This window comes from Candidatus Hydrogenedentota bacterium (genome assembly GCA_035450225.1).
In the GTDB taxonomy this organism is placed as follows: domain Bacteria; phylum Hydrogenedentota; class Hydrogenedentia; order Hydrogenedentales; family SLHB01; genus DSVR01.
Genome location: DAOTMJ010000001.1, coordinates 147,815 through 169,607 on the forward strand (window position 1 = coordinate 147,815; position 21,793 = coordinate 169,607).

Sequence of the window (21,793 nt, forward strand, 5' to 3'; positions counted from 1 at the left end):
GCGGGCAAGTCATTTCATGCTGCATGTCCACCATTCAAAGAGCCACTTGAAACGCCATCGTCTCTGCGCGGTTTTCAAACGAGAGCCAGAGCGTTGACGAAGCCGGATCCCATTTCGTCTCAAGAGGGATCTCCGGCATGGACACAATGGATTTCGGTTTGCGCGGCAACAATATTCGCGCCCGGCATTGCGTCGCCCGCGGTCCGCGCGCATCGAAGGTCAACAGGTCGTTTTCAAAACGTTCATTACGGATCCGCGCTGCCGCGGCCACCACTTTCGCCGCCGGGGCGTGCTTGCGAAGCCAGTCAAGGTCGGCCAGGAAAACCCGTTCATCCGGCAGCACGGTTTTCTTTCTGACAATGGGCAGATCCGCATTCAGCAAATCCACGAAATGACCCCGAATATGCAGTGGTTTAGACGAAACACTTTCGTCCATGACCGCCGCCACCACATACGGCCCGCGCTTTATTTTCAAATAATGTTGTGTCTTCAATTTGCCTCCCTGGCAGTCAAACATCGAAGACACCAGTTTCATTACCGTTTCCGCGCCATCGGACTGTCTGGACAATGCGGATGGCGACTCGTGCAAAATTCGCACAAACCCCTTGCCCACGGATTCCGGTTTTGACAGGGCAACATCCGTTGTGCCCAGTTTGCGGAAGAGATCCTCGTGGGCTGTGGCCCGAACTTTGCCATAATCGTTCCACCATTCGCGCACGCCGTGATACGCATCCGGTTTGCCTTCCACGTAAATCAGGGCGCCGCCCCCTCGCACCCATTGCGCCAACGCATCATGATAATCGGCCCTGAGCGGCTTTTGGCCTTCATACGAAAGCAGCAGCACCGAGTAGGGTTTCAGGCCGTCCGCGCGGACGCAGTTTTCCAACTGGACGATTTCCAGGGGAATGCCATGCTTGACCAGCGGCATCGCCAAGCCGTACACATGCCCAAATGGCGGATCGCTCGGCGTCGGCGCCGCGCGCTGGAACATCAGCGTGTCCGACACGAGCAGCCCCACGCCGCGTGAGCCGGTATCGTACCGCACATCTGTCTGCTCCATGTCGTTCAACGCATTGAACACGGCCAGCAACTCCGTCGCATAATCCGCCGGGATTCCCTCGCGCTGGTCCGATTTCGCGTCCATGTCCACCTTCGGGTACGCGCCGCAGAAAATCCGGTCCGGCCACGGCATCACCTCGAAACGAAACACTTCCGGCCACATCAGCGAGGCGACCAGCGTGCATTCATAGTTGCGCTTGTAGTCGTTCCAACTGCGGTTCGGATTGTCCTCGACCGGATCGGCCAGGAACCACAGTTTCTTGCCGGTCGGCCGCACCATCGCGATCATTTGGCTGTATTCGAGAAAACCCGTTTCGAACGTGCGTTCCTTCATTTTGCCCCGATAGATGTTGGGTGTTCTCGCAGTGCCCGTCCAGACCTGCGCGATGTAGCCGTCGAACGAAGGAATGTCGCTCAAATGCGATTCGGGGCTTACGATCCCCCAGTGCGCATAGTTCAAAAGGGTATGTGTCGGCACATGGCATTCGACCGTCCGGCCCTTTTCCGCCGCCCGCGCCTTGGCAAAGGCAAACACCTCGTTCAGCGCATTGAAATACATCTCATACTTTAGGCGGCTTGCGCGGTACTGGGCGTCCGGGCTCGAATCCGGCGGTTGCCACGGCTCGCCGTAGAAACGCAGCCATTCCTGCTTGAAGGCCTCGCTCCATCCCGCGCGCGTCCAGAACTCCGGCTCTTCGAGATAAACCGCCTGCACGCCGTCGTCAATCGCCGGGGCGATGTACTGCTTGATGAACTCGACATAGGAAGGTGTCGGCACGTTGTAACCGACCGTCGTGCTGTGGCCGTGCATCAGCAATTGGCCCGTACTCGTCGTCTGAACCTCTTCCTTGCGAAACCGCCCGTCCACCGTGTAGTACGCGTCGTATCCGCCCCATGCGATACCCGTCATCAGGCTGACCGTGTACCCTTGATCCCGCCATGACTTTGCGCGTTCGGGGAAGTTCGATCCGACGCCATAGACAATGGCCACGTCGGATGCCGCATCAATGGCCGGCCCATATCCCGGGCTTACTTGGAAACAGGTATAGTCCCGCGCCTGCGCATGGCAGGGAACGGCGGCCAACAACGCCAACACCGCAATCGAAAGACAAATCAACCCATGCATTTGACGATCCTCTCCGGATGGTTCCATCGCCCTGTGCGTCATTGCGGGCACAATCATAGCCCAGATTGGCAACACCATTCCTCTTGGCGCCATGGCGAAGCCGCATCCGCGAACCGCGGGCCGGACCAGACTTCCGTCAGGAGTCGGCCGCTCGCTGAAGCGCGAGCGCGGCGGCGAAAACGTCCACGTTTTCCGCCCCGGCTTCACGGATCACCCGGGCGCATTCCGTGACGGTATCCCGTGTCGTAACGACATCGTCAATCAGCAACACCGACTTTCCTTCCGTCGAGCGGTCCCTGAACGCAAAGGCCCCCGCCACGTTGCGTCGGCGTTCTTCAGGGGATCGCAGGCGGCTCTGAGGAATCGTGGGGCGGATTCGTTGAAGCGATTCATCATGCCGGGCATTTGGAAATACCGGGGCTATTTCCTGTGCAAGAAGCCGTGTCTGGTTGTAGCCGCGTTCCCGTTCACGCACGCGGTACAAGGGAACAGGCACGATACAGTCATACCGGCCCACATCCATGTGGCGGACGGCAAAATCCCGCATCAATGCGCCCAGATATTGCGCAACATTCCGTCTGCCGTGAAACTTCAGCAACTTGATCGCTTTCTCGACGGCTTCCGCGTACCGGGCCGCGCCATAGATGCGCCGGTAGGGGGGCACAGGTTCGGATCTGCACGTTGCGCAGGGAAAATTTCCACGCAGGCCGAATCCCGCGGCCGTCGGATGCGGCTTCCCGCAGATGCAACAGAACGGCGGTTCGATTCGTGGACTCATTTCCCAACATGTCGGACAAAAAAACAGATTTTCCTCTGTCAGCAACCGGATGCCGCACTGATGACAAAAGATCGGCGTCAAAATATTTTTTACGGCCAACAGCCAGTCGTTCAAAGGACGCATGATCTTCTCCCCGGGTAGTTTATCCTGTCTCGGTCTCATGGCGCATCCAGGATGTTTCCGCATGAAATCCGGGTATTCGCGTCTTCCTGCAGAATCGGGACACTTGCGGTATTCAGCGCAATTGAAGTAAACTTATATTGTTGTTGGACATGGAGGATGACGACATGTCGGCTAAAAAAGTCCTGTTGGTTCTAACCTTAGTGCTTGTTTTATGCCTATGTGTGGGTTGGATTGTGCAGCCGGCCTTCGCCCAGGACGATCTTCGAACGGGCGCCGACAAGAAAATCGGCGCCAAGCAAGGGATGGATGTCCTGAAAAATGCCGGCGGCGGCGACAAGCCCAAAGCCTCCAAGGTGCAGATGGCGGTCGGAATTGGTTCGATTTTCGTCATGATCGCCATCCTCAAATGGTTGTAGTCAAACACGTTGAACCCGCATGAATCCCATTGGCGGGTGACCGGCGCCGAATGGTGGAAGGGTTACCTGTGGCAAGGTGTCTCGCGCCCGGCAAGGTCTGTGAGATAGGAACGATCATCTTGAAAGAGCGAATACTTATTCTCGATGATGAAGTGACCGTTCTTGATGTGCTGCAACAGCACCTTGCCGAAGAACAGTACGAATGTGTCGTAACCACCTCCCCTAAAAAAGCCCTTGAAGAACTGCGTGGACAGTCCTTCGCGGTGCTGCTGACCGATCTCAAGATGCCCGAAATGCATGGCATCGAGGTGGTGCGCATCGCCAAGGAAAACGATCCCGATTTGGCCATTATCGTGATTACGGCGCTGGTGGACGTCAAGCATGCCATTCAGGCTTTGCGAATCGGCGCCTATGACTATGTGCTCAAGCCGTTCAATCTGAGCGAGATTTCACTGGCCGTGAACCGCGCCATCGAAAAGCGCAATCTTGTCATCGAAAATCGCCGTCATCAGCAGGATCTTGAGCAAAACATTCTTGCGGCGACCGCCGATCTCAAGAAGGCCAATGAAGAACTGCGGGCCACCAAGGAGTATCTGGAAAACCTGCTGCATAGCACGGTGGACGCCATTTTCACCACCAATCCGGCGGGCGTCATCACGTTTGCCAATGAAGGCGCCATCCGCATGCTGGGCCATTGCCGCGAAGAATTTCTGGATCATCCTCTTGCCGAGTTTTATACGGGCGGTCGTGACGAGGCGGCTTATGTGCAACGACTTCTGCGCGAAAACGCCCCTTTGCAGAATTACGAGACCGAATTGAAGCACAAGAATGACCGATTGGTCCCGGTCAACATGTCCATCTCGTTCGTCAAGGATACCGAAGGGCGCATCGCCTCGATTCTGGCCATCTGCAAGGACATCACGCGCCAGAAAAAACTCGAAAGCGAACTCAAGGAAATGTCCATCAAGGACTCGCTGACCGGTCTTTTCAATCAGCGGTTCTTTTACGACCGGCTTGCAGCGGAAATCGAGCGTGCGCGCCGCCAGGACCATCCCTTGTCGTTGCTTCTATTCGACATTGACCAGTTCAAGACCTACAACGACTGCCACGGCCATCTCGCGGGCGACACGGTCCTTCAAACCGTCGGACAGGTTGTGATGGAGTCCACCCGCGAGCACGTGGATATCGGTTTTCGATACGGCGGGGACGAGTTTACCGTCATCCTCCCCGAAGCGGACGAAGCCGCGGCCTATAACATCGCGGAACGCATTCGTAGCAGTTTTGAATCCCGACGTTTCGACACCCTCACGCTGAGCATCGGTTTGATGACCTATCGTCAGGGCTATTCCCTGCGCACGTTCATCCAATTCACCGACGCCATGATGTACGATGCCAAGCGGTCCGGCGGCAACCGCATCTTCGTTTACCGGCCCGAAAACGCCGCATCCCAGGAGCAAACATGAAGTTCGGTATTTGCAGCGAAATTTTCAAGGATTGGAACGACATCGGCCGCACCATCGCCTTTGTGAAGGAAACCGGTTACGACGGCCTCGAAATCGCCCCCTTCACGCTGGCGCAGTACGTGACCGACATACCGGCGCAAACCCGCAGGGAGATTGTCGCGAAAGCGCGCGAACACGACCTCGACATCCTGGGCATCCATTGGGTGCTCGTCGGGCCGGAAGGCATATACCTTACCCATCCCGACCAAGCCGTCCGCGACCGTACCGCGCAGTATATCGCCGATCTGGCCCATTTCTGCGGTGATATCGGCGGGCGGGTCATGGTTTTCGGATCGCCGAAACAGCGCAGCGTCATGGATGGCGTGACCTACGACCAAGCCTTCGACCATGCCGTCGAGGTCTTCAGCAAGGCCCTGCCGGTCTGCGCCGAACGCGGTGTCACTATCTGCATGGAGCCGTTGACGCATCTCGAAACGAACTTCTGCACCAGCGCCGAGGAAACGGTGCGCCTGATTGACCGTATCGCGCATCCGAACTTCCGTCTCCTGCTCGACACCAAGGCCATGACTTTCGAAAAAGAGGGGCGTCCCGCCACGATTCGCCGATTCGGCAAATACCTCGCCCATTACCACGCCAACGACGAAAACATGAACGGACCCGGCTGGGGCGATGTGGATTTCGGGCCTATTTTCGCGGCCCTCCGCGATATCGGATACAAGGGTTACATGTCCGTCGAGGTTTTCAAGTTTGAACCCGGCCCCGAAGCCATTGCCGTCAAAAGCCTCGAATACATGAAACGTTTCGCGTAATCCGCAATCCGAATCCGGTCCAGAGAATCGCATGGCCGGTCAAAAGTTCATACAGGCATATTTATGGAATGGAAAATGGGGGCATAATGGTAGAAAGTGATAAATGCGTGTAAATGGCTGAATGGATTGGCCTGTCTGCCAATCGCTCCTGTTTCCATATCTCCACGCGCCCCCGCAACCGCTTTTCAGCTCCCGGAACAAGAATCGCACCCAAGCGCATGATCGCGCCCTTCACCGCGTGGTATGGTAGCGCAAGATGGTTCGGGAATGTTTTCATGCGCAATAGGTTTGGATATGGGATCGCGATCTTGTTGTGCGCGGCGCTTTGGGCGTCGGGCTGCCAACGCCGCGAGATTTCCGCGCTGCGTGTAGGAAACGGCGCGGAACCGCAGGATTTGGATCCGCATGTGGTCTCGGGGGTTCCCGAGCACCGAATTCTTTCGACGCTGTTCGAGGGGCTGGTGGATTGCGATCCGGGCGATCTGCACATCATGCCGGCGGTGGCGGAATCCTGGACCGTTTCAGACGACGGGCGGCAGTATGTCTTTCAACTGCGCCACGACGCGCTATGGTCCAATGGCGACCCGGTGGTGGCGGAGGATTTCGTTTATGCGTGGCGGCGCATTTTGACGCCGGCCCTTGGCGCGCAGTACGCCCAGATGTTGTATTGCCTGAAAAATGCGCGGGCCTATCACGAGGGAACATTGGACGATTTCGGGAAAGTCGGTGTTCACGCCATCGATTCGAAAACCCTGGAAGTCACGCTTGAAAACCCCACACCGTATTTTCTTTCAATGCAAATCCATTTTGCTTGGTATCCGGTGCATCGCGGAACGATCGAACGGTTCGGTGCGATCGCTTCACGAAATAGCAAATGGACGCGTCCCGGCAATCTCGTGGGCAACGGCGCGTATCGCCTGAACCGCTGGGTCCCGAACAATTACATCGAAGTCGTGAAGAACGAGCGGTATTGGAACGCGCACAAGGTGCGTTTGCCGCGCATCGTGTATTGGCCGATGGACAACGCATTTACCGAAGAGCGTAGTTTTCGCACCGGCGCATTGCATTTGACGGAAAACGTTCCCTTGTTGAAAGTGCCTGCTTACCGGCGCGACCATCCCGAGCAAATCCATCTGGATCCGTATTTCGGATCCTATTTTTATCGGATCAACGTGACGCGGCCGCCGCTGAATGACGTCCGGGTGCGTCGCGCGCTGGCCATGGCCATTGACCGAAAGGCGATTACCACGCGTGTGCTGACCGGCGGGCAGCGTCCCGCGGGCACGCTTACGCCGCCGGGTGTCGCGGACTATGTGTGTGATGCCGGCATCGAATTCGATCCTGCTGGGGCGCGACGGCTCCTGTCCGAGGCCGGGTATCCCGGCGGACGCGGATTTCCCGGGGTGGAAATCCTCTACAATACGAGCGAAAGCCACAAGATTATCGCGGAAGCCATCCAGGACATGTGGAAGACGAATCTGAATATTTCCGCACAGCTCTTGAATCAGGATTGGAAGGTCTATCTCGCGTCGCAGCGCACCCTGGATTATTCGGTCGCGCGGGCAAGTTGGATCGGCGATTATGCGGATCCAAACACGTTTCTGGAATGTTTTCGCAGCGACAACGGCAACAACAACACCGGTTGGACCTCGGCGGCGTACGATACGCTGCTGGACGAGGCGGCCCAGACGCCCGATCCGGCCGCGCGGTTGGATCGTCTGCGCGAGGCGGAGCGTATCCTGCTGGACGAGTGCCCGATCATTCCCATTTATTACTATACCCGCGTCTATTTGAAATCGCCCGAAGTCAAAGGTTGGAAAAGCAATATTCTGGGTTATATATCGTTCAAGGACTTGTATTTCGAGGATGCGGCGCAATGAAATCACGCAACGGTTTTCCACGTGTTCGCGCGCAAAATCTTTGTCAGCCACGCGTATGTAGTTTCTTTGTCCGCAACTTCTGTGCATGGTACACAGAAGTTGCGGACAAAGAAATCATATCCTGGATTGATGTATTGCGGCTGAGCCGCGTTAGGCAATTTGATATCCAGCACTTGGTTTTCGTCGTTCATCCGTGTACTTGCGATTATATGTCCGATCAGGAGCACGGGCACGAACAGTGTGGCGGCTGGAATCATTCGGGACGCGGCAGAAACGGGAGGGCTTGCGCATGATCCGTTTCGCGGGAAGCCGTCTCCTTGAAATGATCCCCGTGCTTTGGATCATTGTTACCGTTGTCTTCTTTCTGGTCCGTCTTGCGCCGGGGGGGCCTTTCGACGCGGATCGCGTCGTTTCGGAAGATGTTTTGCAGAATCTGAACAGTTATTATCATTTGGATTTGCCTCTTTACCGGCAATATCTCGACTATATGGCTCGGCTGGTCCAAGGCGATCTCGGCCCGTCCTTCAAGAACGCGAACTGGTCCGTAAACGAACTAATCGCGCTGGGTTTTCCCGTGTCGCTTGAACTGGGCCTCTATGCGCTTGTAATCGCCTTGTTCCTTGGATTGCTGGCAGGCATTGGAGCCGCGCTCAAACCCAACACGCTGCTGGACTACATTCCCATGACGTTCGCAACACTGGGTATTTGCGTGCCGACTTTTGTGCTCGGCCCCGTGTTGCTGCTTGTCTTCGCGCTGTATCTGCATTGGGCGCCGGTGGCGGGCTGGGATGGTCCCTCGCACAAGATACTGCCGTCGCTTACGCTGGGGATCGTCTACGCGGCCTATATCGCACGGCTGACCCGGGGCGGGATGATGGAAATCATGACCCAGGATTTTATCCGCACCGCGCGCGCAAAGGGCCTTTCGGAGGCGCGGGTGGTGCTGCGCCATGCATTGCGCGGCGGCGTTCGGCCGGTCGTTTCGTTTCTCGGCCCGGCGGCGGCGGGACTCCTCAGCGGTTCCTTCGTGGTCGAGACCATTTTCCACGTGCCCGGCCTTGGTCGTTTCTTCGTGCAGTCGGCCTTCAACCGCGATTACACGATGATCATGGGCACGGTGCTTTTTTACGCGGTGCTAATCCTGCTCTTCAACCTTTTCGTGGACATTGTGCTGGCGTGGATTGACCCCAGGATTCGAGGCGCTTCATGACAGACGCGGCGGAACCCATCGAGCGTGGGACATCGCTATGGCGCGACGCCGCGCGACGACTCATGCGCAACCGACTTGCGTTCGCAAGCGCAGGGATACTGGCGCTGTTGACCGCAACCGCCCTTGCAACCCCATGGATTGCGCCTTATGCCTACGATGCCCAAGATCTCCAGTTGGGCGCCTCGGCGCCAAGTCTCCGTCACTGGTGCGGAACCGATCCGCTTGGCCGTGACCTGTTCACGCGCATTCTGTACGGGGGGCGCGTATCGCTCGGCGTCGGATTGGCGGCGACCGCTGTGTCGCTCATATTGGGCGTGGCGTATGGCGCTATATCCGGTTTCTTCGGCGGGCGCATCGATCGCGTCATGATGCGCATCGTGGACATCCTGTATACAATCCCGTTCACGATCTTCGTGATTATTCTCGTGGTGTTCTTTGGGCGAAACCTGGTACTGCTCTTCCTGGCGATAGGCGCCGTCGAATGGCTCACGATGGCGCGTATCATCCGGGGACATGTGCTGAGTTTGCGCAATACGGAATTCGTCGAGGCGGCGATTACGATGGGGTTCTCTTATCCACGCGTCATTTTCCGCCACATCGCGCCGAACGTGCTTGGACCCGCGATCGTCTACACAACCCTGACGATTCCCAATGTCATGCTGCTTGAAGCCTTTCTGAGTTTTTTGGGGCTGGGCGTGCAGGCGCCCATGAGTTCCTGGGGCGTCCTTATCAAAGAGGGGGCGGACGCCATGGAAGAGTTCACATGGATGCTCGTTTTCCCCGGCATGGCGCTTTCCGTGACCTTGTTCTGTCTGAATTTCTTCGGCGATGGACTCCGCGATGCCTTCGATCCCCGCGCCGCAAAAGATTGACGACACGATAAGGCGCCATTCTGCTCCGCCTTGACTGTATGGAACAATTCCGTATCCCTGCGTGTTCCAACGTCAGGAGATCACGATATGAAACGCGTGGACATTTGCGTACTGTCGTTGACGTGCTTGATGTGCGCATGGACTTCAACAACAAAGGGATCCGGCATGGAATGGAGAACTTTGACCCCGGAAGAAGAGGCCATAATCGTTCATAAGGGAACGGAGCGTCCGTTCAGTGGAAAGTATGAGCGATTTTCAGGAAAGGGGACCTATGTGTGCAAGCGCTGCGGCGCTCCGCTGTACCGTTCGGAGGACAAATTCGATTCGGGTTGCGGCTGGCCGAGTTTCGATGATGAAATCCCGAATGCGGTGCGCCGCCAACGCGATGCCGACGGTATGCGCACGGAAATCCTGTGCGCGGCATGCGGCGGGCACCTTGGACATGTATTCGTGGGCGAGCGGCTGACGGACAAGAACGTCCGGCATTGCGTGAACTCGATTTCGATGGATTTTGTGCCCGCAACCGAACCAAAACCGGCGCGTGAGACGGCCGTCTTTGCTTCGGGCTGCTTCTGGGGCACGCAATACGTGTTCCAGCGCGAGCCGGGCGTAATTTCGACACGCGCCGGCTACACGGGCGGTCGCACCCCGCATCCAACCTACACGGAAGTGTGCAGTGGCCGGACCGGCCATGCCGAGGCCGTCGAGATCGTCTTCGATCCGGAAAAGACCACCTATGAAAAATTGGCGAGACTGTTTTTCGAGACGCACGATCCGACCCAAGTGGACCGGCAAGGACCGGATGTGGGGGAACAGTATCGATCGGCAATCTTTTACACCAGCAATGCGCAAAAAACCGTGGCCGAACATCTTATCGCCGAACTTCGGGCGAAAGGGCTCGATGTCGCCACGCAACTCGTTCCGGCTTCCACCTTCTGGCCTGCCGAGGAATACCATCAACATTACTATGACAAAACCGGCGGCAAGCCGTATTGCCACGTCCACACCAAACGCTTTTAACGCATCCGGCCCCGTTTGACACGCCAAGCGACGCTACTCTAGACTGCTGTACATAAAAAAGCGTCGTCCAAGGCGTCGCAATCCGAGGACATGTTGATTTCTAAAACCCCCTAATTTTATTCGCTGTCCTAATGGAAAGCCGTGTGTCTTGTGTGGCTTGGCGTAAAAAAATAAATATGGACCCTTGAAAATTCGGTATGACCGTCCTCATCGCCAAATTTCGGCAACATTCCATCGCCACGGTGCTGGGCGCCATTCTTTTCCTTGCGTTGTTGCTTCGCCTGCCGGGACTTGACTATTGCATGGCGCCCGACGAGGCGTACACCTTCACGAACAATATCGTAAAGGGCCTCGATTCCGTATTGTTCGGCCCCTACCTTGCCGGCAACCACATGCTGACCTCGTTGTTGGTCTGGGCCATGTACAATCTGTTCGGGGATCATGACTGGGCCTTTCAATTGCCGACCTTGGCGATAGGCTTGGCGACTGTTCTTGCAGCCTATCCGGTTGGCACGTTGCTTTTCCGAAACCGGGGCGCCGGCCTTGCCGCCTCGTTTTTCTTCGCGTGGGCGCCCTTTCCGGTTGCCTATTCCGTCAATGCGCGCGGTTATTGCCCCATGTTTTTGTTTATTCTGTTTTCCGCCGCGTTCCTCTATCTAAATTTGCAGAAACCGGCGCCCTTGCGGTGGCTGGGACTTGTTCTCGCGACATTCCTGATGGGCTTGAGTCATTTGTCGGCTCTGGTGGTGTTTGCGGCATGGGGCGCCGTGATTGGCGTGTATGCCCTTTACGCGTTGATTTACCGCCCCATGAGATTGTGGCGGCGGATAGGATCCTGCGTGGCGGCCGGCGCCGCGTTGATGACGGGGCTGGCGCTGATTCACGTTGCCTATTCCCCCGTGTTTCTTTTGTTTCACGGTGTGATGGGCCGCGCGTTTCAGGGCGCATGGCCCACCGACATTTCGACGTTTCTCGCGGGCGCGGAACAGGTTTGGCAGCCTTTCTGGAACTATACCGAAGCGCTTACAGGGCTTCGGGGCCTTTTTTTCGGGGCGGCCTGCATGTTGGCGATTTTCGGAACGGCTCTGTCGGTTCGGCGCGGCGCGCATGGCGCCCTGATTTGTCTGGCCGGGATCGTTGCCCCCGCCGCGGCGCTGATCGTCTTCCAACTCCGGATCGAACCACGCTACACCCTGTTCCTGCTGCCGTTCTGCGTCCTTTCGATGGCGGCCGGAACCGCCCTGTGCGCCGAGGTGGCCGGGGCGGGAATTGTCGCAGCCGGCAGATGGGTTGCGGGGAAATGGCGGAATCGCACGAACGGCCACGAGTTTGCCGCCACGGATGAAGCCGGACTATCAGGGGAGGGATGGCGTCTTGTCGCTTCCGTTGCCGTGTTCGTCCTCCTTGCCGGTTTTTTGGCAAGAGGCACATTGCCGCTCTATGCGCGAAATTTTCCGTATTATAGCCCCATAATGACCTGTGTGCTTGCCGACACCAAGTCAGCGGCGCAATATGTCGGCGAACGGGTAACGCGAAACGATATTTTTTCCTATCCCCGATTTCTGATGCACCCGGTGGAGCATTACGCGGAGCGTTATGTGTATCCTTCCATCTCCGCCACTCCCTGGCCGCCACGCAATCTCACAGTCTGGATCGTTCCTTCCCAAGTTGGGAAGACTCCCCGGGAAGACGGGCATACCCTGCCTTTCACGCGAAAGGCCGCTTTTTACGGATGCGCCGTCTGGGCGTGCGAAGTGACATTGCCCGACTTGCGTCAAGTCGCCTTGCCACCCTTTGCTTTCAAACCGGGCGTTCAAATCCTGGAATCCCTAGAGCCATGGGCCATGTCCACCCGGGACTTCATGGATCCGATGGAATTGGAACTGGCCGAAAATGTCTCCGATCCGGCGGAACGCGCCTTGTTCGTAACCCCCACGCGCCGCACGTGGCACTGGGAACTCTTTTCGCCGCCGGAGCCTTGCCATGCCAATCGCATGGCATTCATTCGCGGAGAGATACGCGCGTTGGACACAACCCGTCGGGGCGTGGGGCTTTGCCTACGTTTCTTCGATGCCGACCGGAAACTCATTTGCGAATGGCCCATACGAGTCCCTGCAAAGAAGGATTTCCCCGCGCCTTCGTCGTGGCGAATTTTTCAACTGGGCGTTTTATCACCCCCGGAAGCCTGTTTCGTTTCCGCAGGGCTTGAAATCACGACGCCGGTGCACCCTTTTGTCCCGGTGTGTTTTCGCCGTGTCGAATTATGGTTGGAAGCCGATGGCGGCTGATTGTTTGCGCCACGCGATCAGGCGTCGAGTGTGTAGAAGGAACCTGTGCCGGGACAGGCGAGATAGCGAAATCCGCATTCGCGCATGAGCCGGAAGACATGATCCAAGGAGGCGGCCAGCGGCTCCCCGTGCAGATTCATGCTCGTGTTGAGCACGCATCCCGTCCCGGTGTGTTCTTGAATCAAGGCAAGCAACCGTGCAAAGGACGATCCGTCTTCCCGAACAAACTGGGGACGGCACGATCCATCCACGCCCAGCACCGCTTGGAGGGAGGAACGGCATTCGGTCCTCGCCCGGTATCCCATGGTCATGAAACGGTTCGGACGCCCCTTGGTATTTTCCAGGAGACGTTGCGCCTCCCTGTCGAGAATCGAAGGACAAAAAGGCTGGTACCAAACCCGTTTTTTGAGTTGCAGATTAAGGCGGTCACGGACATCCGGGGCATCGGCGCGGGCCAATATACTGCGATGACCCAGCGCGCGCGGCCCGTATTCCATCCGGCCATCGTACCAAAGCAGGATTTCTCCCCGGGCAATAAGTTCCGCCGCCAGCCGGACCACGGCTTCTTGGCCCTCGCATTGCGCCATTCGCGCGATACCCGCCGGGGGTTCCGTAGGGTCGCTCGTTTCGGGACCCCAGAAAACGTCCTCGAGCGGCGCATCCACGTTTTCGCCGGCCTCCTTGGCCGCCTGCAGGGCCGCCCCCACGGCCAATCCGCCATCTCCCATATGGGGAAACACGAAGACATCCGCGATATCGGGACACTCCCTGAGCAGCATGTTCACCTTGATATTCGAGGCCACCCCGCCGGCTAGGGCCAAGTTCCCGAAGCCGGTTTTGCGCACAGCGTTCCGCGCCAGCGCCATTACATGGATTTCGAGGGATCGTTGCGCCATGCGCGCGAATTGTTCCGAGGGATAGTACCAGAGAATTCGCTTCAATTCGTCGTAAAGACGCAAAGGACCGTATCGTGCCCGCAGACGCAGTCCGTTTACCTCGAAAAGGCTTATCAGGGGGTTCTGCTCGTCCGGAATGGGATACGCGTAGGTGGCAAGGGCCATTACCTTGCCCTCATCCTCGAGTTCACGCATATTCAATAAATTGGTCACATGCTCAAAAAATACCCCCAGTGAGTCGGATGCCGGCGTTTCCTCGAGGCGTTCCAAACGGCCACCGGAATAGACGGAAACCGTGGCGGAAAGTCCGTCGCCCACTCCATCCAACGTAACGACGGACGCAGAGTCAAAACCGCTAAGATAGGCCGCCGTGGCCGCATGGGCCTGATGATGATCCACCAATACTATCCGGCGGCTGGTTATTCCCAATTCGACAAGCCTTCGCCGCATGGCCGCGTCGCTCAGCATTTCCGACACGCGGTTTCCGGGAAGGGTCGTCAGCCAGTACTTCCATCGCTTCTCCGTCCGATGCAAATGGGACGGCGCCAGTTTTCGCCGGCGGATCTGGTAGTAGGTTTCCTTTGTGAAAGGCGCCCATCGCGCCAGCGTTTTCGACAAGTCGCCCGTCGAATACGCCACGAGATCCACATCTTCGGGCCGCCATCCGCCGAAATCGAGACAACAGCGTATTGCCAGAGCGGGAAAACGTATCTCCAGTTTTCTGCGGGTAAGCCGTTCCTCGTTTACCGCGATTCGTACCCGGCCGTTTTCCAACAGCGCAGCGCCCGAATCGTGGCCATCCCATATACCCAACACTATCATGATCCTTGGCCTCTCATCGCAACAGTCTCAATAGGCCGGACGGACGCGCCTGGCGCAAAGCCGCCCACCACGTCCTTGCCCTTCGGTACATCATGCCATTTGCTTCGGCAAGCAACCCGTTCAGTTCCTCCGGACTCAATTCGCAAAGACTGTGCCGGACATGGGTTTGGCTGATTCCTTTCCAGACATCGTCAACCGTCAACAAGCCTTGTGAAACGGCATCCGCGAACAGCCGCGATCCTGGCCATGGCGCCGCCCCATAGAATTGTATCCAATCGAGCGGAAGCGCATGGGCCATCGTTATCGTTGCACGTGCCGTCCGGGCCGTTTCGCCGGGCAAACCCAGCACGAAATGGCCCGAAGTCTGTATGCCCGAACGTCCCGTCATTTCTATCGCGCTGCGGATTTTTTCGATGCTTATTCTTTTTCCGGAACGATCCAGGATGCCTTGATCGCCGGATTCGACTCCGAAGCTGACCATCCAGCATCCCGCCCGGCGCATCATTCGGGCAAGATCCGCGTCCAAGGTGTCCCCTCGGCTGTTGCACGTCCACCGAATTTTCAGTCGGCGGCGAAGCAGTTCCTCGCAAATACCCAAAACTTGGTTGCGGTCAACGGTAAAGGTGTCTGACCAGAAAAAGAAATCACGTACACCGTAATCGCGGGTGTTTCGATCGAGTTCGTCCACGAAATGAACCGGATCCCGTTTTCGGACTCGTTTGCCATGATAGGCCGCCGACGTGCAAAACGAGCAGTCAAAAGGGCAGCCGCGGCTGGGCGCCGCCATTAAAAAAGGCCGTCCCGACAGGGGCAACCGGTATTGAAGAGCCCCCACGAGACCCCAATCCGGAAAAGGCAATGCACTGAGGTCCGTCCGCACCAAGGTTGATGTAGGACGAGGGTTTTTTCGGAACCAGACGCCCGGCATGTCCGGGCGGGGAACTGAATGGACCAGAGCGTGCGCCGCCTCTACAATGCAATCTTCCGGTTCTCCCAGGAAGATGGCGTCCAAGTCAGGCTGCCTGTTGAAACAGTCTTCCGGCAGCGCCGCCGGAAAGGTTCCGATGATCGCTGTTCGCGTGCTTGGAATCACCGTTCGCAAGGCTGTTGCAACGCCCAGATCCAATTCGGGTGTTACATTGCCGACCGGCCATATCGCGATATCGGGCCGAAATGCCTTGACCTCGACGAGCAATTCCTGAAGACTTGTGCAGCAGACGGCGCAATCAATTATCCGAACGGTTGCGCCTGCCTGCCGAAGCAGCGCCCCCAAATAAGCCAGCGTCAGCGGCGGCCATGTGGTGCGCCAGATGCCTCCGCTTTGCGTGCAACGCCCCTCGCGCGTTTGCGGCTGTTCGCCCGGCGGATTGACCAAGATCGCGCGGATGTTGTTCAATCGTTCTCCTGCGGCGATCACGGCTGGCCTTCCGAATCGCGGGCGTGCGCGCCCGTCCTGTATTCCGGCGCAGGAAACATCATAAATAACAATACTTTATGAGTGTGTAGACAAATCGGAATGAGACCTTCCAAAGTTTGATATGGGAAGATCCAAATTTTCGGCGGTATTCGTGCGCGGGAACTTCGGCCATCCGATAACCGCGCCGTAACGTCTTGATAATCATTTCCTGCTCAATGGAGGCGATATTTTCGCGCAAATCCAGTTTGCGCGCCACATCGGCGCGGATGGCGCGAAATCCGTTTTGGCTTTCGCTCAGGCGAACCCCAAAACGCCAATTGATGAAGGCCGTAATAAAGGAACTTCCTGCCAGACGGAAAAATTCATCAAAACCGCCGTGCAATTCGCTCGAACCGCCCAAAAGGCGGCTTCCCGCCACGTGGTCCGCCTCGCCTTTCACGATAGGTTCAATCAACCGGGGGATATCGTTTGCATCGTGCGAACCGTCCGCGTCCATGAAGACCAGTATGTCCCCGCTGGCCGCCTCGATGCCCACGCGGATGGCGTCGCCTTTTCCCCGGTTGTGATCCGACAGCACCACGCAGCCCAGACGGGATGCGACGCCTTTCGTATCGTCCGTCGAATGCCCGTCAACCACCACCACCTCGTCCGCGTGGCGCTGGCACGCCACGATGACATCGCCGATGTTTTCCGCTTCGTTCTGAGCGGCGATAACGACCGATATTCGCGGCTTGCGTGCTTCTTCTTTGCTCATGCTGTCCCTGATGTGTAGGAAATGCGGCCAAACCTGCCAAGGTAAAAAAGATTATACACGACATCATCAAAACCACAAACACTTTCCAACTTGTGGACGTCGGGGTTATCGGCTTGCAGGGCCGATTCGGGTGGCAAAGAGCGATTGGACCCAATTGCTCCGTTTCCTTGCTTTTTCGTGGCGACTGTGGTTTGATGAGGCTTTCGTGGCCGAAAGGAGAGGGTTGAATGGCGGCAGTGGCAAAAATGCTGGGGATGGCAAGTCTCGTCGTTTGCTGGTGAAAAGCGAGCCGCTCCGGTTGACGGTTCAACCGGGTGCGATGCCCGTGTCGAACATCTGGACGGTTGCGGGACTCGTCCTGTTGCTTGCGGGGGCCGGAATATACCGGCAGTATCGTTTCCATTGACTTCGGCTGTATTTACTGCGGGTTTTCGCCGGTGTCCTGTTTTTTTCTCTGCGGCGCGATCTCCTTGCGAAAACGGGCGACGGCCTTGAGATGTTCGGCTTCGGTTGCGCTGAAGGTATGCGTCTGTCCGTCGGCGTTCGAGACGAAATAGAGAAAATCCGCCCGGGCCGGGCGCAAAGCCGCCTTCAGGGCGGCCGTGCCGGGACTCGAAATCGGACCGGGCGGGAGGCCGGTGTGCTTGTAGGTGTTGTACGGCGAATCGGTTTCCAGATCCTCGTACAGGAGGCGCTGGCCGTATTTTTTTAGTGCAAACTGGAGCGTCGAGTCGAACTGAAGCGGCATGTTTTTTTGAAGTCGGTTGTAGATGACCGCCGCAACGCTGGGCCGTTCTTCCGGGACGCGCGCTTCCTCCTCGATCAGGGACGCAATCGTTACAATGGCCAGCTTGTCGAATCCTTCAGGTGGTGGAGACTGTGCTATCAATGAAGCATATTGTTTTTCAAATTCCGCAATCATCCGTTCGACGACTTCGCGTTCCGTGGGCTTCCTGTCGAAATAATAGGTATTGGGCAGGAGAAAGCCTTCGAGTGTGGTGGCTTTGATGCCGATTCGAGCAATAAGTTTTGGATCGGAGGCCGCTTCCACGAAAGCCGCCGGATTGCCGAACAATTTTGATGCCTGTTCAATGCTAAGCCCCTCGGGTATGGTGACGCGCAACTCGGGCGGAACTTCCGAGGGATCCGGGGGCCGGTTGGAACCTTTTTGCAAAATGTGCAGCAAATCGAGCGCCGAGAGTCCGCGCGGGAGAGTGTACCACCCGTGCTTGACGGGTTTGCGCACACGATCCGCGCGGAGAGCAATCCGAAAAAACAACTCGTGCTCGATAAGACCCTTTTCGGCCAGCATGCGCCCGGCTTCACGGCCCGTTACACCGTCCGGTATGGTCAGTTTGATCGGTTCTCCCGGCACACCCGGTCGTGTGGCATGTTGATAGGCCAGTAATCCGGCCAGCACCATGGAGACCCCGGCCACCAGAATCAAACCGATGGCGAGTGCAACCAATTTGAATGCACAACCCCATGCAAGACGCCTCTTGCGGGTCTCGCGTGCGGAATCGCTCATTCGCCGGTTCTCTTGTTGCGTTGCCGGTCCAGATAGGTCTGCAGGATATGGTGCGCGGCAATCTTGTCAATCACCTGTTTTCGGCCTTTCCGGCTGACATTCGCCTGAATCAGCATCCGTTGCGCCGCCGCCGTCGAGAACCGCTCGTCCTGTGTTACGATTTCGACGTCGACCGCCGCGCGTAGTTGCTCGATGAACGTGAGCACCTTCTCGGCTTGGGGGCCCGTCTTGCCTTCCTGGTTCAGGGGCAGGCCCACGACCACGCGGACGGCTTCGGTTTCCATGACCAGTCCGGCAACCGCCGCGATATCATTCTTGAGTCCGGAGCACTTGACGACCGAATGCGGTTGCGCGATGATTCCCAGCGGATCGCTGACCGCAACGCCGATTCGAACGTCGCCGACATCCAAGCCCAGTATTCGGCCAACCATAATCATTCTCTCTCAGCACGAAGAGCACAAAGGCGCTGAACAGGCATTTTCAAACTCGCAAAGGCCAGTTCCGTGGATCTTGCGGACCTCATGGACAAAGTGGCCGTCGGAATGTTCTTCCGTGCGATAAAGATTTCTGCGTGTCCTTCGTGTTTATGTCGCACCGCTCAGCCAAGCAGTCCATCTACGATATCCACGGCCTTCCCGATGGCTTCCGGCAGTTTCTCGGGGTGCTTTCCGCCGGCTTGGGCCATATCGGGCTTGCCGCCGCCGCCGCCGCCCACGATCGGCGCAAGGTTCTTGATGATCTCGCCGGCTTTGACGCGCGCCGTCAGATCCTTCGTCACACCCACGCACAGGAAAACCTTATTCTCAACCGCGCTGCCAAGCACGACCACGCCGCTGCCAAGTTTGTCGCGCAGGTTGTCGAGCGCCATGCGCAATCCGGCGGCGTCTTGGCCCTCGACCTCGGACGCAAGCACCTTGATGCCCTTCACTTCACGCACCCGCGACATGTAATCAACCGCCGCGCCGCTTACCGCCGCCTGTTTCCATTTTGCCACCTCGCGTGTAAGACGTTTGTTTTCCTCAAGCATCGCCTGAATGCGAGCATGCAGTTCATCCAAGGGTGCGTTCAGCAGGTGCGCGCTGTGCGCCAACTGCCGATCGCGTGCCTGTATCATTTCCACCGCGGGTTCGCCGCAAACGGCCTCGATGCGACGCACGCCCGCCGCAATGGACGATTCGCTCAAGATCTTAAGGTAGCCGATGACTCCTGTTTGGCGAACATGGCAACCGCCGCAGAGTTCCATGCTGATGTCGCCGATCTGCACCACCCGAACAATGTCTTCGTACTTTTCGCCAAAAAGCGCCATCGCGCCCGCTTGACGCGCCTCGGCAATGGGTTTGTATGAAATGTTCACGGGTGTATCGGTTCGGATGTAGGCGTTGGCGAGCCGTTCGATGTCGTAGAGGCGTTCGGGACCGATGGCCTCGAAATGCGTGAAATCGAAGCGAAGGCGCTCCGGCGTAACGAGGGAACCGGCCTGGTGCACGTGATCGCCCAACACGTCCTGCAAGGCTGCTTGCAGGAGATGCGTTGCGGTATGATGATTTTCGGTGGCGCGGCGTTTCCCGGCATCCACGCATGCAGACACCGTATCGCCCTGTCTGAGAATGCCGCGATTGACGCGCACCCCATGCAGCGTCACCTTTTTAAGGGGGGCTTTTGTAATCGAAACATGCGCGGAACCGTCGGCGGTCTCAATCGTTCCCGTATCGCCGATCTGCCCGCCGGACTCGGCATAAAAAGGCGTCGTGTCAAGCACGATTTCGCCTTCGGCGCCTTCCTCAAGCGACTCGATACGTTTTCCGTTCTGAATAATGGCGACAATGCGCGCAGGACATTGAAGCGTTTCATACCCAACGAACTCGGTCGGCCCTTCTTCATCGGCAACGACGCGATAAATCGGCGCGAGGGCCTCTTCGCCGCTGCCCGCCCACGCGGTGCGCGCCTGCTCGCGCTGTTTGGCCATGGCCGTATCGAATCCTTCACGATCCACGGCAAAACCGCGATCCACGGCGATATCCGTCGCGAGATCGAGCGGAAAACCAAACGTGTCGTGCAGGCGGAACAACTCTGCTCCCGGCACCGTTTTGTCGCCGGCTTTTTTCATGCTCTCGAACACTTCTTCGAGGCGGTCCATGCCGCGCGCCAGCGTGCCCGCGAAGCGTTCTTCTTCCGTCAGGATGATCTTTTCGATTTGAAGCCGCTTCTCGATCAATTCTTGGTAATGATGTCCCATGCGTTCGACGACGGTTTTTGTAACTTCATGCAAGAATGGTTTTTCAAAACCGAGTTCGCGTCCAAACCGTGCTGCCCGGCGCAATAGCCGCCGCTCTACGTAACCTCGCCCCTCGTTCGAGGGCAGCACGCCGTCCGCAATCATGAACGACAACGCGCGTGCATGATCCGCGATGACACGGAACGGCACGGGATTTGATTCATACTTCACCTTGCAGAGCGCCTGCGTTGCCTCGATAATTGGGTAAATGCCGTCGGTATCGAACACGGTTTCTTTTTTCTGCAACAACGCCGCCACCCGTTCGAGTCCCATGCCCGTGTCTATGCCGCGATTCTTCAGCGGCGGACGCGAACCGTCCAATTGCTGGTCATATTGGGGAAAGACAAGGTTCCAGAATTCGAGGAAACGTTCGCAGTGTTCGCAGCCCGGCGCGCAATCCGGCCGGCCGCAACCGAGTTCCGCGCCGCGGTCAATATGGAGTTCGGAGCAGGGTCCGCACGCGCCCGTGTCGCCCGCCGGCCCCCAGAAGTTGTCCTTCTTTCCAAGGCGAATGATCTTATGGGACGGTATGCCGACTTCTTTCTCCCAGATGCCGAACGCTTCATCGTCTTCCTCATACACCGACACCCAAATGCGATCCGGAGCAAGTTTTAGGATTTGTGTCGAGTATTCCCACGCCCATGCAATCGCCTCGCGTTTGAAATAATCGCCAAACGAAAAATTGCCCAACATTTCGAAGAACGTCAGGTGGCGCGAGGTCTTTCCGACCTCGTCGAGGTCATTGGCTTTGCCGCCCGCGCGCAGACATTTCTGCGACGTGGCCGCCCGCCGGTACGGCACGGGGACTTCGCCCGTGTAATAGGGCTTGAATTGAACCATTCCAGCGCTCGAAAACAACAGCGTAGGGTCGTTCGACGGCACAATCGTGTCGCTCCGTTCGATTACATGACCTCGTTCTCGAAAGAATTCAAGATAACTGGCGCGAATTTCGTCACTCTTCACCGATCAATCTCCATTGCTGCGTGAGATTCCGCTTCACAACAGCGCGCGTTTCTATTTCGCGCGCACATTTAGAAAAACGGTCTACTCGTCCATA

At 57.4% G+C, this 21,793-nt stretch carries 16 protein-coding genes; 8 read left to right on the forward strand and 8 right to left on the reverse strand.

Features of this window, described 5'->3' with window-relative positions:
* Positions 1 to 34: 34 nt before the first annotated feature.
* Both P5540_00580 and P5540_00585 read right to left on the reverse strand, forming a co-directional pair.
* Positions 35 to 2,185 carry a hypothetical protein gene (locus P5540_00580; GenBank protein ID HRT63292.1) on the reverse strand — a complete coding sequence of 717 codons (2,151 nt, stop codon included), beginning with the start codon at positions 2,183 to 2,185 and terminating at the stop codon, positions 35 to 37.
* A gap of 136 nt (positions 2,186 to 2,321) precedes the next feature.
* Entirely contained in the window at positions 2,322 to 3,086 is a 765-nt protein-coding gene (locus P5540_00585; GenBank protein ID HRT63293.1) for a ComF family protein, read from the reverse strand.
* Positions 3,087 to 3,250: 164 nt separating this feature from the next.
* Between P5540_00585 and P5540_00590 the strand changes: the two genes are divergently transcribed.
* The 8 genes from P5540_00590 (at position 3,251) to P5540_00625 (ending at position 13,044) form a co-directional block, all read left to right on the forward strand.
* Positions 3,251 to 3,502, forward strand: a complete 252-nt coding sequence (locus P5540_00590) for a hypothetical protein (GenBank protein HRT63294.1) — start codon at positions 3,251 to 3,253, stop codon at positions 3,500 to 3,502.
* A 119-nt stretch (positions 3,503 to 3,621) separates the two neighbouring features.
* Positions 3,622 to 4,965, forward strand: a complete 1,344-nt coding sequence (locus P5540_00595; GenBank protein HRT63295.1) for a diguanylate cyclase — start codon at positions 3,622 to 3,624, stop codon at positions 4,963 to 4,965.
* Complete coding sequence (locus P5540_00600; GenBank protein HRT63296.1) at positions 4,962 to 5,774, forward strand: sugar phosphate isomerase/epimerase family protein; 813 nt, start codon at positions 4,962 to 4,964, stop codon at positions 5,772 to 5,774. The genes P5540_00595 and P5540_00600 overlap by 4 nt, the downstream gene beginning before the upstream one ends.
* A 275-nt stretch (positions 5,775 to 6,049) precedes the next feature.
* Entirely contained in the window at positions 6,050 to 7,654 is a 1,605-nt protein-coding gene (locus P5540_00605) for a peptide ABC transporter substrate-binding protein (GenBank protein ID HRT63297.1), read from the forward strand.
* A gap of 289 nt (positions 7,655 to 7,943) precedes the next feature.
* Positions 7,944 to 8,864, forward strand: coding sequence for an ABC transporter permease subunit (locus P5540_00610; GenBank protein HRT63298.1), 921 nt, complete (start codon positions 7,944 to 7,946; stop codon positions 8,862 to 8,864).
* Positions 8,861 to 9,736: an ABC transporter permease subunit gene (locus P5540_00615; GenBank protein ID HRT63299.1), complete on the forward strand. Its 876-nt coding sequence runs from the start codon at positions 8,861 to 8,863 to the stop codon at positions 9,734 to 9,736. Before P5540_00610 ends, P5540_00615 begins: the two co-directional genes overlap by 4 nt.
* Positions 9,737 to 9,901: 165 nt before the next feature.
* Positions 9,902 to 10,756 carry a bifunctional methionine sulfoxide reductase B/A protein gene (locus P5540_00620; GenBank protein ID HRT63300.1) on the forward strand — a complete coding sequence of 285 codons (855 nt, stop codon included), beginning with the start codon at positions 9,902 to 9,904 and terminating at the stop codon, positions 10,754 to 10,756.
* Positions 10,757 to 10,953: 197 nt separating this feature from the next.
* Positions 10,954 to 13,044: a glycosyltransferase family 39 protein gene (locus P5540_00625; GenBank protein ID HRT63301.1), complete on the forward strand. Its 2,091-nt coding sequence runs from the start codon at positions 10,954 to 10,956 to the stop codon at positions 13,042 to 13,044.
* A 17-nt stretch (positions 13,045 to 13,061) separates the two neighbouring features.
* On the opposite strand, the gene P5540_00630 is transcribed toward P5540_00625, so the two are convergent.
* The 6 genes from P5540_00630 to alaS all read right to left on the reverse strand — a co-directional run bounded on the left by P5540_00630 (position 13,062) and on the right by alaS (position 21,699).
* Entirely contained in the window at positions 13,062 to 14,762 is a 1,701-nt protein-coding gene (locus P5540_00630) for a carbamoyltransferase C-terminal domain-containing protein (GenBank protein HRT63302.1), read from the reverse strand.
* A 13-nt stretch (positions 14,763 to 14,775) separates the two neighbouring features.
* On the reverse strand, positions 14,776 to 16,179 hold the full coding sequence (locus tag P5540_00635) for a radical SAM protein (GenBank protein HRT63303.1): 1,404 nt from the start codon (positions 16,177 to 16,179) through the stop codon (positions 14,776 to 14,778).
* A 58-nt stretch (positions 16,180 to 16,237) separates the two neighbouring features.
* Positions 16,238 to 16,933: a glycosyltransferase family 2 protein gene (locus P5540_00640; protein HRT63304.1), complete on the reverse strand. Its 696-nt coding sequence runs from the start codon at positions 16,931 to 16,933 to the stop codon at positions 16,238 to 16,240.
* 418 nt (positions 16,934 to 17,351) lie between these two features.
* Complete coding sequence (gene mltG / locus P5540_00645; protein HRT63305.1) at positions 17,352 to 18,461, reverse strand: endolytic transglycosylase MltG; 1,110 nt, start codon at positions 18,459 to 18,461, stop codon at positions 17,352 to 17,354.
* A complete protein-coding gene (gene ruvX, locus P5540_00650; GenBank protein HRT63306.1) occupies positions 18,458 to 18,892 on the reverse strand; it encodes a Holliday junction resolvase RuvX in 435 nt (144 codons plus the stop codon). The genes mltG and ruvX overlap by 4 nt, the downstream gene beginning before the upstream one ends.
* Positions 18,893 to 19,059: 167 nt before the next feature.
* Positions 19,060 to 21,699 (reverse strand): alanine--tRNA ligase, encoded by a 2,640-nt coding sequence (alaS, locus tag P5540_00655; protein ID HRT63307.1) that lies wholly within the window; start codon positions 21,697 to 21,699, stop codon positions 19,060 to 19,062.
* Between the last annotated feature and the right edge of the window lie 94 nt (positions 21,700 to 21,793).

Excerpts from the sequence above, each read along its gene's own strand:
- P5540_00580 (HRT63292.1), bottom strand. The coding sequence starts at position 2,185 with ATGCATGGGTTGATTTGTCTTTCGATTGCGGTGTTGGCGTTGTTGGCC.
- P5540_00585 (HRT63293.1), bottom strand. The coding sequence starts at position 3,086 with ATGCGTCCTTTGAACGACTGGCTGTTGGCCGTAAAAAATATTTTGACG.
- P5540_00590 (HRT63294.1), top strand. The coding sequence starts at position 3,251 with ATGTCGGCTAAAAAAGTCCTGTTGGTTCTAACCTTAGTGCTTGTTTTA.
- P5540_00600 (HRT63296.1), top strand. The coding sequence starts at position 4,962 with ATGAAGTTCGGTATTTGCAGCGAAATTTTCAAGGATTGGAACGACATC.
- P5540_00605 (HRT63297.1), top strand. The coding sequence starts at position 6,050 with ATGCGCAATAGGTTTGGATATGGGATCGCGATCTTGTTGTGCGCGGCG.
- P5540_00610 (HRT63298.1), top strand. The coding sequence starts at position 7,944 with ATGATCCGTTTCGCGGGAAGCCGTCTCCTTGAAATGATCCCCGTGCTT.
- P5540_00615 (HRT63299.1), top strand. The coding sequence starts at position 8,861 with ATGACAGACGCGGCGGAACCCATCGAGCGTGGGACATCGCTATGGCGC.
- P5540_00620 (HRT63300.1), top strand. The coding sequence starts at position 9,902 with ATGGAATGGAGAACTTTGACCCCGGAAGAAGAGGCCATAATCGTTCAT.
- P5540_00625 (HRT63301.1), top strand. The coding sequence starts at position 10,954 with ATGACCGTCCTCATCGCCAAATTTCGGCAACATTCCATCGCCACGGTG.
- P5540_00630 (HRT63302.1), bottom strand. The coding sequence starts at position 14,762 with ATGATAGTGTTGGGTATATGGGATGGCCACGATTCGGGCGCTGCGCTG.
- P5540_00640 (HRT63304.1), bottom strand. The coding sequence starts at position 16,933 with ATGAGCAAAGAAGAAGCACGCAAGCCGCGAATATCGGTCGTTATCGCC.
- mltG (HRT63305.1), bottom strand. The coding sequence starts at position 18,461 with ATGAGCGATTCCGCACGCGAGACCCGCAAGAGGCGTCTTGCATGGGGT.
- ruvX (HRT63306.1), bottom strand. The coding sequence starts at position 18,892 with ATGGTTGGCCGAATACTGGGCTTGGATGTCGGCGACGTTCGAATCGGC.